This is a genomic window from Streptomyces sp. NPDC059564 (genome assembly GCF_042735575.1).
GTDB lineage: Bacteria > Actinomycetota > Actinomycetes > Streptomycetales > Streptomycetaceae > Streptomyces.
Map to the genome: position 1 here is coordinate 1 of NZ_JBHWBP010000236.1, position 12,239 is coordinate 12,239.

The 12,239-nt window shown below is 73.9% G+C and carries 9 protein-coding genes; 4 read left to right on the top strand and 5 right to left on the bottom strand.

The window, feature by feature from the left end; translation table 11 throughout:
* The coding region (locus ACFV0Q_RS29365) for an ATP-binding protein (RefSeq protein ID WP_385009387.1) at positions 1-2,752 on the top strand (2,752 nt) is incomplete at its 5' end.
* 61 nt (positions 2,753-2,813) lie between these two features.
* Here ACFV0Q_RS29365 and ACFV0Q_RS29370 read toward each other — a convergent pair.
* The 3 genes from ACFV0Q_RS29370 to panB form a co-directional block, all read right to left on the bottom strand.
* A complete protein-coding gene (locus ACFV0Q_RS29370) occupies positions 2,814-3,668 on the bottom strand; it encodes an ABC transporter permease (RefSeq protein ID WP_385009388.1) in 855 nt (284 codons plus the stop codon).
* The gene (locus ACFV0Q_RS29375) at positions 3,665-4,684 is read right to left on the bottom strand and encodes an ATP-binding cassette domain-containing protein (protein ID WP_385009389.1); all 1,020 of its coding nucleotides are present in this window, start codon (positions 4,682-4,684) and stop codon (positions 3,665-3,667) included. Before ACFV0Q_RS29375 ends, ACFV0Q_RS29370 begins: the two co-directional genes overlap by 4 nt.
* Positions 4,685-4,816: 132 nt before the next feature.
* Positions 4,817-5,677 carry a 3-methyl-2-oxobutanoate hydroxymethyltransferase gene (gene panB / locus ACFV0Q_RS29380; RefSeq protein ID WP_351826957.1) on the bottom strand — a complete coding sequence of 287 codons (861 nt, stop codon included), beginning with the start codon at positions 5,675-5,677 and terminating at the stop codon, positions 4,817-4,819.
* Positions 5,678-6,082: 405 nt separating this feature from the next.
* Here panB and ACFV0Q_RS29385 point away from each other — a divergent pair, with 405 nt between their 5' ends.
* Complete coding sequence (locus ACFV0Q_RS29385) at positions 6,083-7,033, top strand: endonuclease/exonuclease/phosphatase family protein (protein ID WP_385009394.1); 951 nt, start codon at positions 6,083-6,085, stop codon at positions 7,031-7,033.
* Between the two features lie 15 nt (positions 7,034-7,048).
* Here the strand turns inward: ACFV0Q_RS29385 and ACFV0Q_RS29390 are convergent, their stop codons facing one another.
* On the bottom strand, positions 7,049-8,809 hold the full coding sequence (locus ACFV0Q_RS29390) for an NAD+ synthase (protein WP_385009390.1): 1,761 nt from the start codon (positions 8,807-8,809) through the stop codon (positions 7,049-7,051).
* Between the two features lie 72 nt (positions 8,810-8,881).
* Positions 8,882-10,498, bottom strand: a complete 1,617-nt coding sequence (locus ACFV0Q_RS29395; RefSeq protein WP_385009391.1) for a hypothetical protein — start codon at positions 10,496-10,498, stop codon at positions 8,882-8,884.
* A gap of 498 nt (positions 10,499-10,996) precedes the next feature.
* Between ACFV0Q_RS29395 and ACFV0Q_RS29400 the strand changes: the two genes are divergently transcribed.
* Complete coding sequence (locus ACFV0Q_RS29400) at positions 10,997-11,704, top strand: DUF998 domain-containing protein (RefSeq protein WP_385009392.1); 708 nt, start codon at positions 10,997-10,999, stop codon at positions 11,702-11,704.
* Positions 11,701-12,239, top strand: a 539-nt coding sequence (locus tag ACFV0Q_RS29405; RefSeq protein ID WP_385009393.1) for an alpha/beta fold hydrolase, incomplete at its 3' end; no start/stop codon positions are given. The genes ACFV0Q_RS29400 and ACFV0Q_RS29405, both read left to right, overlap by 4 nt.

Below are 12,239 nucleotides of genomic sequence, written 5' to 3' on the forward strand. Positions count from 1 at the left end.
GTGGGCCCCGGCCCAGGGCTCGCCCGTACCGGTCCTGCCCGGCGGGGCCTCGGCATCCGGGAACCCGGCTCCGTGGGCCCCGGCCCAGGGCTCGCCCGTACCGGTCCCGCCCGCCGGGGACTCGGCATCCGCGACCCCGGCTCCGGGGGCCCCGGCCCCGGCCGCCGACGGGTCGGTCCCGGCAGGCGCCGCCACCGGGGCCGGCCCGAGGCAAGGCGTGCCGCCCGGGAATCTGCGGGCGCGGCTCACCTCCTTCGTGGGGCGGGAGGGGGACATCCGGGTGCTCGGGGACGATCTCGCGCGGGCGCGGCTCGTCACCCTGCTCGGGCCCGGCGGGGCCGGGAAGACGCGGCTCTCGCAGGAGGCCGCCGAGCGGCACGCCGGGGAGCGCGACGGCTGGCCCGACGGGGTGTGGCTCGTGGAGCTGGCGCCCGTGGACGATCCCGAGGACGTCGCCGAGGCGACCCTCGCCGCGCTCGGCGCCCGCGCCACGAAACTGCGCGGCGGCGCCGCCGAGGAGCTGCGCGTGCTCACCGAGCGGGCCGGGGAGACCCCGCTCGACCGGCTCGCCGAACACTGCTCCCGCCGCCGGCTCCTGCTGCTCCTCGACAACTGCGAGCACGTCGTCGGCGCCGCCGCCGAACTCGCGGAACGGCTGCTGACGCACTGCCCCGGCGTACAGATCCTCGCCACCAGCCGCGAACCCCTCGGCGTACCGGGGGAGTTCCTGCGCCCCGTGGAACCCCTGCCCGACCCCGTCGCGCTGCGGCTCCTCGACGACCGGGGCGCCGCCGTGCGGCCCGGGTTCAGCGTCGCCGCCGATCCGGCCGCCGCCGCCGAGATCTGCCGCCGCCTCGACGGTCTGCCCCTCGCCATCGAGCTGGCCGCCGCCCGGCTGCGGCTGCTCACCCCGCGGCAGATCGCCGACCGGCTCGACGACCGGTTCCGGCTGCTGACCGGCGGCGCCCGCACGGTCCTGCCCCGCCAGCAGACCCTGCGCGCGGTCGTCGACTGGTCCTGGGACCTCCTCGACGCGCCCGAACGGGCCGTCCTCGCCCGCCTGTCCGTCTTCGCCGGCGGCTGCGACCTGGCCGCCGCCGAAGCCGTCTGCGCCCACGAGGAAGGCCTCGACGTCCCCGACGTCCTCGGGTCCCTCGTCGACAAGTCCCTCGTCCTCGCCGAGCCCGACGAGCGCGCCGACGGCATGCGCTACCGCCTCCTGGAGACCGTCGCCGAGTACGCCGCCGAGCGCCTCGCCGAGACCGACGGCGACCGCCCCGCCACCGAGCACCGCCACCTCGTCCACTACCGCGAACTCGCCCGCACCAGCGAGCCCCTGCTCCGCGGGCACGGCCAGCGCGCGGCCGCCGACCGGATCACCACCGAGTACGAGAACCTCCGTACCGCCCTGCGCCGCGCGGCCGCCGCCCGCGACGCCGACGAGATGCTGTGCCTCATCCACTCCCTGGGCTGGTACTGGCACATGCACGACCTGCGCGCCGAGTCCCGGCACTGGTCCGGCGCGGCCGCCGCGCTCGGCCCCGACCCCTTCGCGCCGCCCGTCACCCCCGCCGAGCCCGTGTACGAGCAGCTCGTCGACTCGCCCCCGCCCTATTCCGGCGAGCTGCTCACCGAGGCCTGGCGCGCCGTCCACCTCGTCCGTCTGGCCTCCCACGACCAGGTCGGGGACACCTGGAACAGCCCGGAGCTCCGCGCCCAGGCCGAGGGGGTGCTCGCCGCCTACCGGCCCGGACTTCCGCAGACCTGCCGGACCCCCGCCACGCTGTGGATCTACGCCGTCATGATCGCGCGCGATCCGGAACTGCTCCAGAGGGTCGTCGACGAGACCGTCACCACCGCCCGCGCGCTCGGCTACGGCTGGGAACTGGCCTCCGCCCTCCAGCTGCGCGCCAACATCCTCGCCAACCGCGTCGACTGGGCGGGCGACGCCGCCCGCGACGCCGACGAGAGCCTGGCCCTCTTCCGCGACCTCGGCGACGACTGGGGCTGCGCCGAGGCCCTCTCCGCGCGCGCCGAGTCCCGGGAGAAGCGCGGCGCGTACGCCCTGGCCGGCCAGGACTACCGGGAGGCCATCGCCTACGCCGAACGCCTCGGCGCCAAGGCCCAGGTGGCGGTCCTGCGCGTACGGATGGCCGGGACGCTGACCGAGGACGACAGGATCGAGGAGGCCGAGGAGATCCTCACCGGCATCGTCGCCGAGGAGCACGACCACGGGAACGAGGCGCTGCCCGCAGCCCGGCTCTTCCTCGCGGGCATCCTCGGCATGACGGGCCGGATCCCGCAGGCCCGCGTCCAACTGGACGCGCTGCGCAAGGACGTCGCCACCAGCCACAACGCCGTCTTCGAAGTGTTCGTGCTCGCCTCCTCCGCCTGGCTGGACAACCGGGAGGGCCGGTACGAGGACGCGCTCGCGCTGATCCGCGAGGCGTCGAGGTCCTTCCAGGACCCGATCGCCCTGATGGTCGTCCCGCACCTGCCCGCGGTGTACCTGCTGACGGCGGCCGTCTCCCTCGCCTCGCCCGGCGCCCACACCCGGCCGTACGACGCCGCGCGCCTCCTCGGCGCCTACCGCACCCACCTGCCGACCGGCCACATCGCGGTCTCCGCGGAACGCGAGGACGCCGCCCGCGCCGAGGAGCGGGCGCGGGCGGCACTGGGCGACACCGGGTACGAGGCCGCGTACGCCGAAGGCGGTGGCCTCACCCTGGAGGAGGCCACCGCCCTCATCTGACCCGCCGCCCCCCCGTGCGGGGCCCGTCCGGGACGCGATCCGAACGGACCGGCCGCCCGGGTCAGGTCTTCTGGCGGAACTTCCGGACGGCCAGCGGCATGGTGACGGCCGTCAGCCCCACCGACCAGGCCAGCGTGATCCACACGGAGTTCCCCAGCGGGGTGTCGTTGATCAGGCCGCGGGCCGCGTCGGCCAGGTTCGACAGCGGGTTGACGTCGGTGAAGCTCTGCAGCCACCCCGGCATCGTCGTCGGCGGGGCGAAGATCGAGCTGCCGAACTGCAGCGGCATCAGGACCAGCATCGCCATGCCCTGGACCGCCTGCGCGGTCTTCATGGTGAGACCCAGCAGGATGAAGATCCACATCAGGGACGCGCCGAAGACGGCGGACAGCCCGATGGCGAGGAGCAGGTCCAGCACGTTGGACTTGATCGACAGGCCGAGCAGGAAGCCCATGCCGAGCAGGATCGATATGGCGACCATCATCCGGCCCAGTTCGACCACGATCTTGGCGATGAGCACCGAGGAGCGGGCGATCGGCATGGACCGGAAGCGGTCCATCACGCCCTTCTTGAAGTCGTCGTTGACGCCGGTGCCGACGCCCATGGCGATGTTCATGCCCATCATCGCCATCAGGCCCGGGACGACGTAGTTGACGTACTCGCCCTGGTTGCCCTTGCCGGAGATCGCGCCGCCGAAGACGAACACGAACAGCAGGGTGAAGATGATCGGCATGAACAGGACGTCGAACATCGACTCCGGGTCCTGCTTGATCTGGAGCATGTTCCGCCGCGCCAGGGCGCCGATGTGGCGGAGGTTGGCCCGCAGGCCGATCCGGCCCTCGGCCGGGTGCTGCGGACCGGCGGCCGGGGAGGGGGCCGTGGTCGTGGGCTTCGTCGTGGTTACGGTGCTGCTCATGCCGCGACCTCCTCGGTCTGCTCGGTGGGAAGGGAGTCCTGGACGGTGGGCTTCTCGCCGGTGATGGACAGGAACACCTCGTCGAGGCTGGGCAGGTACGTGCCGATGTCGGAGATCCCGTACCCGCGGGCGGCCAGCAGGCCGACGACGGCCGTCAGCTGCTCGTCCGCCAGGATCGGCACCAGCAGCACCCCCTCGTCCGGAACGGCCTGGGAACCGGCGACGCCGTCCAGCCCGGTCTCCGCGAGGGCGCGGGCCATGCCCGGCAGGTCGGCCGGGTCGGCCGGCCGGATCCGCAGGGTGCGGCCGCCGACGCGCGCCTTCAGCTCGTCCACCTTGCCGTTGGCGATGACCTTGCCGCGGTCGATGACCGTCAGCTCGCTCGCGAGCTGCTCGGCCTCCTCCATGTACTGGGTGGTGAGCAGGACGGTGGCCCCCTCGGCGACCATCCGCTGCACCTCGTCCCACACCTCGTTGCGGGTACGGGGGTCCAGACCGGTGGTCGGCTCGTCCAGGTAGAGGACCGACGGGCGGCCGATCATCGAGGCGGCCAGGTCCAGCCGGCGGCGCATGCCGCCGGAGTAGTTCATCGCGGCCTTCTTCGCGGCCTCGGTCAGGGAGAACCGCTCCAGCAGCTCGTCGGCGCGGGTCCTGGCCTCCTTGCGGGACAGGTCCAGCAGCCGGCCGATCATGTACAGGTTCTCCCGGCCGGAGAGCTTCTCGTCGACCGAGGCGTACTGGCCGGTCAGGCCTATGGTGCGGCGCAGCTGCCGGGGCTGGCGGACCACGTCGTAGCCCGCGACCCGGGCGGTGCCGGCGTCGGGGGTGATCAGGGTGGACAGGCAGCGCACCAGGGTGGTCTTGCCCGCGCCGTTCGGGCCGAGGACACCGAGGACGGTGCCTTCGCGGACATCCAGGTCGACCCCGTCGAGGGCCTTGGTCTCGCCGTAGTGCTTGACCAGTCCCCGTACCTCTACGGCGTGGGGGTTCTTGTCGTTTCGCGTCATGTCCACCATGGGACCACCCGCCACTGACAAAGCTCCGACAGCCGACCGACAGCCGACCGACAAGCGGCCGACGGCGCGGCGAACGGCCGACGGCCCGCCCGGCACGGATGCCGGACGGGCCGTCGTCGCTTCGCGCGCGTACTAGTGGAAGGCGTGCTCTTCCTGCGGGAACGTTCCGCCGACCACGTCCTCGGCGAAGGCCTTCGCCGCGTCACCCATGGTCTTGCGGAGGTTCGCGTACTGCTTGACGAACTTCGGCATCTTCCCGCCGGTCAGGCCCATCATGTCGGTCCACACCAGCACCTGCGCGTCGCACTCCGAGCCCGCGCCGATGCCGACCGTCGGAATGTGCAGGGACCGGGTGACCTCGGCGGCCAGCTCGGCCGGGACCAGCTCCAGCACCACCGCGAAGGCGCCCGCGTCCTGCGCGGCCTTCGCGTCGCGCAGCAGCCGGTGCGCGGCCTCGTCGCCGCGGCCCTGCACCCGGTAGCCCATGGCGTTCACGGACTGCGGGGTCAGGCCCAGGTGGGACATGACGGGGATGCCGGACTGCACGATCAGCTCGGTCTGGGCCAGCGAACGCTCGCCGCCCTCCAGCTTGACCGCACCGACCCCGGCCTCCTTGACCAGCCGGGTCGCACTGCGCAGCGCCTGCACGGCGCCTTCCTGGTACGAGCCGAACGGCAGGTCGCCGACGATCAGGGCCCGGCTGGTGCCCCGTACGACGGCCGCCGACAGCAGGGTCATCTCGTCCATCGTCACGGGGACGGTGGTCTCGTAGCCGAGGTGACAGTTGCCCATCGAGTCACCGACGAGCATGACCGGGATGCCGGCCTCGTCGAAGACGGACGCCGTCATGGCGTCGTAGGCGGTGAGCATGGGCCACTTCTCGCCGCGCTCCTTGGCGAGGGCGAGGTCGCGGACGGTGATGCGCCGGGTGCCCGACCCTCCGTACAGCGTGGCGGAGGCGGCTTCGCGGGCAGGCGAAACGGCGTGCGTCATTGCAACTGCTCCTAGTGTCATCTCGAGGCGCCCTCACGGCGTCCCCGGACTCACCCACCATGGTGGCACCCCCGCGGCCGTCGGCGGAAGTGGCCGGGATCCGACGCGCTGACCCGTGCGTCACACTCCCGGTCCGGCTCCAGGCGCGCCCAGGTCAATGTGCGCGTTTCGTGACAAGCGGAACCCCGGCCGCACGGCCGTTCGTCCTCCCGGCTGTACGGCCGCGAGGACGGCACGGAAGGCTCCGCACATCGCCTAGGGTCAAGGGGCGGGGACGGAGCGCGAGCACGGCAGCGAGGACATGGCATGGCACAGGCGTACATGACGGAGACGGGGAACGGCGGCTCCGAGCCCGGCTCTTCCGGATCCGGTCTCCGACGCCGACTGGCCGAATTCCGACGCCGCATGGCCGAACTGAGCCAGGACCCGGGCATCTGGCGCCGCGGATTGGTGACCACCGGGCTCGCCGCGCTGGTGTCGCTCGTCATGATCTTCCACGCGGAGCTGCCGAACGACATCGGCAACCTGGGCAGCCTCACCGAGACCTTCCTGCCCTGGCTGGGCCTGGCCGTACCGCTGCTGCTGGTCGCCGCCGTGGTCCGCAAGTCCGCCACCGCGCTGATCGCGATACTGCTGACCGCCGCGGTGTGGGTGAACCTCTTCGGCGGACTGATCACCGACAAGTCCGCCGGCGGCGGCAACCTCATGGTCGCCGCCCACAACGTCGACGCCGACAACCCCGACCCGCGCGGCACCGCCGTGTCCGTCGGCAAGTCCGGGGCCGACGTGCTGGCCCTGACCGAGCTCGCGGGGGACGCGGTCCCCGTCTACGAGAAGGCCCTCGGGGCCACGTACAAGTACCACGCGGTCGAGGGCACCGTCGGCGTGTGGAGCAAGTACCCGCTGACCTCCAGCAAGCCCGTCGACATCCGCCTCGGCTGGACCCGGGCCATGCGCACCACCGTGGCCACCCCCTTCGGTGAGGTCGGCGTGTACGTCGCCCACCTGCCCTCGGTCCGCGTGAAGCTCAACGCCGGGTTCACGGCCAACCAGCGCGACAACAGCGCCGACGCGCTGGGCGCGGCCCTCGCCTCCGAGGGCCTGAAGAAGGTCGTCCTGCTCGGCGACCTCAACGGCACCATGAACGACCGCGCCCTGTCCGAGGTCACCTCCCAGATGCGCTCCACCCAGGGCGCGGCGGGCCACGGCTTCGGCTTCAGCTGGCCCGCGCAGTTCCCGATGGCCCGGATCGACCAGATCATGGTCCGCGGGATCAAGCCGGAGGCCTCCTGGACCCTGGCGCGCACCGGCAGCGACCACCTGCCGGTGGCCGCCCGGCTCTCCGTCCGGCCGTAGCCGCGCCCCGTCGGCCTACGCCCGCGCCCCCTCGCGCCAGCCGTTGGTGATGGGCAGGCGGCGGTCCTTGCCGAAGCCCTTCGCGGAGATCTTGGTGCCCGGCGGGTACTGGCGGCGCTTGTACTCGGCGGTGTCCACCATGCGCAGGGTCTTCGCGACCAGCGCGCGGTCGAAGCCGGCCGCGACGATCGCCTCCAGGCCCTGGTCGCGGTCCACGTACAGGTCCAGGATCGCGTCGAGCACCGGGTAGTCCGGCAGCGAGTCCGTATCGACCTGCCCCGGGCGCAGCTCGGCGCTCGGCGGCTTCACGATCGAGTTCTCCGGAACCGGCGGGGTCTCGCCGCGCTCCTCGGCCGCCCGGTTGCGGTACCGGGCGAGCCGGAACACGTCCGTCTTGTACACGTCCTTGATCGGGCCGTAGGCGCCGACGGAGTCGCCGTAGAGCGTGGAGTAGCCGACGGCCAGCTCGGACTTGTTGCCCGGGGCCAGCACGATGTGGCCCTCCTGGTTGGAGAGCGCCATCAGCAGGGTGCCGCGCAGCCGGGACTGGAGGTTCTCCTCGGCGAGGCCGGTGAGGCCGACCGCGCCCATGTACGCGTCGAACATCGGCTCGATCGGGACGGTCCGGAAGTTCAGGCCGGTGCGCCGGGCCAGATCGGCCGCGTCACCCTTGGAGTGCTCCGAGGAGTACTTCGAGGGCATGGACACGCCGTACACGTTCTGCGCGCCGATCGCGTCGCAGGCGATGGCCGCGACGAGCGCGGAGTCGATGCCGCCGGAGAGCCCGATCAGGACGGAGCGGAACCCGTTCTTCTTGACGTACGCGCGCAGGCCCACGACCAGCGCGTCGTAGATCTCCTCGTCGTCGTCCAGGCGGTCGGCGTAGCCGCCCGTCACCACCGGCTCGTACGGGGTGACCGGCTCCTCGGAGAGGATCACGCGGTCGATGCGCAGGCCGTCGTCGACGGTGCCCCCGGGGGCGTCCGCCCGGGCCGCCGGGAGGTCGAGGTCGACCAGGACGCAGCCCTCGGAGAACTGCGGGGCACGGGCGATCACCTCGCCGGAGGCGTCGACGACGATCGAGTCGCCGTCGAAGACCAGCTCGTCCTGGCCGCCGATCATCGCGAGGTAGGCGAGGGTGCAGCCGGCCTCCTGGGCCCGCTTGCGCACCAGCTCCAGGCGGACGTCGTCCTTGTTGCGCTCGTACGGGGACGCGTTGACGGAGATCAGCAGCCCGGCCCCGGCGGAGCGGGTGGCGGGGACGCGGCCGCCCTCCTGCCAGAGGTCCTCGCAGATGGCCAGGGCGACGTCGACGCCGTGCACCCGGATCACCGGCTGGGTGTCGCCCGGCACGAAGTACCGGAACTCGTCGAAGACCCCGTAGTTGGGGAGGTGGTGCTTGGCGAAGCGCAGCACGACCTCGCCGCGGTGCAGGACGGCGGCCGCGTTCTCCGGGGAGCCGGCCGGGCGGCCGAGGCGCGGCGCGGCCTTCTCGCTGCGGTCGAGGTAGCCGACGACGACCGGCAGCTCGCCGAGGCCCTCGTCCGCCAGCCGCCGCGCGAGGGCGCGGAGCGCGGAGCGGGAGGCCTCGACGAAGGAGCGGCGCAGGGCGAGGTCCTCGACGGGGTACCCGGTCAGCACCATCTCCGGGAACGCCACCAGGTGGGCGCCCTGCTCGGCCGAGTGCCGGGTCCAGTGGAGGACCGAATCGGCGTTGGCCGCGATGTTGCCGACGTGCGAGTCGATCTGATTCAGAGCGAGGCGTAGTTGAGGCACGGGGCCCAGTGTAATCGTCTTTCTGACGCGATGTCCTGGATCCCGTGCCGTCAGGGGGTCGTGGCCGCGGATTCAGCCGACGGGGCCGGCGAACTGCGCGGCGGGCAGCAGGGTGCCGGGGGACAACTGGGCGCTGATGCTCTGGGTGCCCTCGGGGACCTCGAAGGCGGCGGTGCCGGTGGCGGACTCGCCGGGCAGGATCGTGCCCTGGATCCACTTCGGCATCTTGGTGTCGAAGACCGTCTTGCCCTCGGCGCCCTTGTCGTCCCGGACGGTGGGCATCGCGTAGATGACCTTGTGCGGCTGGGCGGAGCCGTTGGTGATGGTGAAGGTCAGCTGCACGGCGTGGCCGATGTCGAAGTACTTGCTGGGCGTCTCGTACTCCTTCGGGACCGAGAGGGTCACCTTGATCCCGTCGGGGTAGGTGTACGTCTGGCCGAAGGCGAGCGGGGTGCTCATGCCGGGGCCCTGCGGGGAGGCGTGCCGGTCCGGGGTCGGGTTCGGGGTCGGGCCGACGAAGTCCTCGTCGCCGTAGTCGTAGTCGTAGTCGTCCTCGTCGTCATGGATGCCCTGGCGGGCGTGCCCGGCGGACTCGACCGCGTGGTCGATGACGGCGGCGGTGAGGAAGTAGCCGCCGACGGATGCGCCGAGGCTGGCGAAGCCGAGTACGAGGCCCACGACGGCCATCGCCCGGCGCGGGGCGCCGGAGCGGGTGCGGACCAGGGCGCCGATGGCGAGGCCGATCCCGACGATGCCGACCAGCGTGCCGAGCCAGAAGAGGAACGGGACGACGGCCAGCACGACCGCCGTGAGGGCGAGGACGAGGGCGGCGACGGCCAGCCCGTTGGAGGGCGCGGGCGGCGCGACGGGATACCCGGGGTACCCGGGGAACCCGGGCGGAGCCCACCCGTGCGCCACCGGCGGGGCCCCGTACGCGGGGACCCCACCGACCGGCGCGAACCCGCCGGGCGCGGGCGGCGCGAACGGATCGGGGCGCGGTGCCCCGACGGGCATCGGCGCCGGCGCCGGGGCCGGCCCGGCTGCCTGGGGCTGCGCCACGGCGTCGGCCGGCCCGGGTACGTGGGGCTGCGCCGCGGCGTCGGCTGCGGCCGGGCCCGGAGCCTCGGCCCGCGGGGCGCCTTCGGCGGGAGTCCCCGCCGGGGCCACGGCGTCGGCCGGAGGCGCCGCCTTCTCCAGGGACGGCCCGGCAGCCCGGACCGGGGGCTCCGCCGGGGTCTTCGCCAGGGACGGCCCCGCGGCCTGGGCCGGGGCTTCGGCGCGGGATTCCACCGGCGTGTGGGCAGGGATCGCCGCCAGCGTGTCGGCCGGGGCCGTCGCCGGGGTCTTCGCCAGGGACGGCCCCGGGGTCTGGGCCGGGGCTTCGGCGCGGGATTCCACCGGCGTGTGGGCAGGGATCGCCGCCAGCGCGTCGGCGGGGTTCGCCGCCGGGTTCGCCTCCAGGGGTTCCGCCGGGGTTTCGGCGGGGTTCGACGCCAGGGGTTCCGCCGGGGTGCCGGCCGGCGGTTCCGCCGGGGTTTCCGTCCGGGTTTCGGCGGGGGGCTCCGCCGAGGGCTCCGTCGGGGTGGTCGGCTGTCGGTCCGGCTTGGTCAGGGACGGGCGCTGGGGGGCCGGTATCGAGGGGGCCGTGGGCTCGGGCGGGGGGCTGGGCTGGTTCGGCGGCGTGGTCATGCCTGGCGGAGTCCCTCGGGAGTGGCGGCGTACGGCGTACAGGGGCTGCGTCAGACTGCCACGGGCCCCGTCCGGCTCCAACCGGATTCGGTGTCTCCGCCCCCAACGGCCAGGGGGTATCGCCCGATGTGCCGGAATCGGGGCGGCCGGGCGGGCAACGCCACCGGGCCCGATCGCGTCTTCCCTGGCGTGGGACCCGGCCGGACGGTCCGGGGCGCGCCCCCGGTGGTCCCTGGCAGTGGCTCCGCGAGGACCTCCGCGAGGACCTCCGCGAGGACCTCCGCGAGGACCCCCGCGAGGACCTCCGCGAGGAGCTCTGCGAGGACCCCCGCGAGGACCTCCGCGAGGAGCTCCGCGCGATGGACCCCACGAGGACCTCGCGAGGAGCTCCGCGAGACCTCCCGAGAGGAGCCCCGAGAGGAGCCCCGAGAGGAGCTCCGCGAGACCCCGAGAGGAGCCCCCCGCGTCCACCCGGATCTGCTTAGGATCAGTCACACTATGCGCGCAAATGCCGTGAACGCTGCCAAGGGAGGCAGCCGGGCCGTCGCCGTGTTCATCGGGCTCGGTGCCGCCGCCTACACCGCGTGGGTGCTGGAGGTCGTCCTCTCCACCGGCCTCAACCCCATCGAGACCTACGTCAGCGAACTCGCCGCCCAGGACCAGCCCCTCGGCGGCCTCTTCCGGGCCACCGACTTCACCGCCGGGCTGCTCGCCTTCCTCGGCGGACTCCTCGCCCTCGCGCGCCTGCCGCGGCATCCCGAATCCCGCCGCCCCTGGGCGGTCGCCGGATGGGCCGGCGTCACCCTCTTCGGGGCCGCCACCGCCGCCGACGCCTGGCTCCCGCTGAGCTGCCAGCCCACCGTGGACCCCGTCTGCGCCGCCCGCGAGACCGCCGGCCTGGTCCCGGCCACCCATCAGGCGCATGCCGTCAGCAGCAGCCTCGCCATGACCGGCGCGCTGATCGGGATAGTGGCCCTCACCGTCGCCGCCCGCCGCTACGGCTGGTTCGCGCCGCTCGCCCGCTTCGGCCCCGCCCTGGTCGTCCTGGAACTGCTCGCCACCGCCTGGACCCTGACCGCCATCAGCCTGTTCACCGCCGGGCACGGGACGTGGGCGCTCGGCGCGGGCCAGCGGCTCCAGGTGCTGCTGGTGGCGGTCTGGCTCGGCGTGCTCGCCCTCTCCGTCCACCGCGAGGGCCGCACATGACCGGCCCCGCCCCCGGCCGCTTCGTCCGCGTCGACGGGGTGCCCCTGCACGTGGTCGTCGAGGGGCGCGGGCCCGCCGTGGTGCTGAGCGCCGGCCTCGCCATGGCCTGGTTCGACTGGGACCCGGTCGCCGCGCTGCTCGCCGCCCGGGGCCGCACCGTGGTCCGCTTCGACCGCCCCGGACACGGGCTCAGCGCCCCCGCCGGCACCACCGGCGCCGCCGTAGAGGCCCGCCGGATCGCCGCCCTGCTGGACGCGCTCGGCCTGCCCGGCCCCGTCACCGTCGCCGGGCACTCCCTCGCCGGGTTCCACGCCGAAGCCTTCGCCCGGCTCCACCCCGACCGCACCGCCGCCCTGGTCCTGGTCGACTCCAGCGTGGAGGAGGACCCGCGCGCGCTGCTCCCCGCCGCCGTCAGGACCGGCGCCGCCCGCGCGCTCGGCCGGGCCGTGACCGCGGCCGGGCTCCCGGCCGCGCTGGGACCCGCCCTCCGGCGGGCCGCCGTACGGGCCTCCCGGGCCGGCGGGGCCGCGGACCC

Bases quoted from the DNA above. Each gene is read 5' to 3' on its own strand.
- ACFV0Q_RS29375 (WP_385009389.1), bottom strand. From the start codon at position 4,684: ATGGTGGACATGACGCGAAACGACAAGAACCCCCACGCCGTAGAGGTA.
- ACFV0Q_RS29385 (WP_385009394.1), top strand. From the start codon at position 6,083: ATGGCCGAACTGAGCCAGGACCCGGGCATCTGGCGCCGCGGATTGGTG.
- panB (WP_351826957.1), bottom strand. From the start codon at position 5,677: ATGACGCACGCCGTTTCGCCTGCCCGCGAAGCCGCCTCCGCCACGCTG.
- ACFV0Q_RS29400 (WP_385009392.1), top strand. From the start codon at position 10,997: ATGCGCGCAAATGCCGTGAACGCTGCCAAGGGAGGCAGCCGGGCCGTC.
- ACFV0Q_RS29395 (WP_385009391.1), bottom strand. From the start codon at position 10,498: ATGACCACGCCGCCGAACCAGCCCAGCCCCCCGCCCGAGCCCACGGCC.
- ACFV0Q_RS29370 (WP_385009388.1), bottom strand. From the start codon at position 3,668: ATGAGCAGCACCGTAACCACGACGAAGCCCACGACCACGGCCCCCTCC.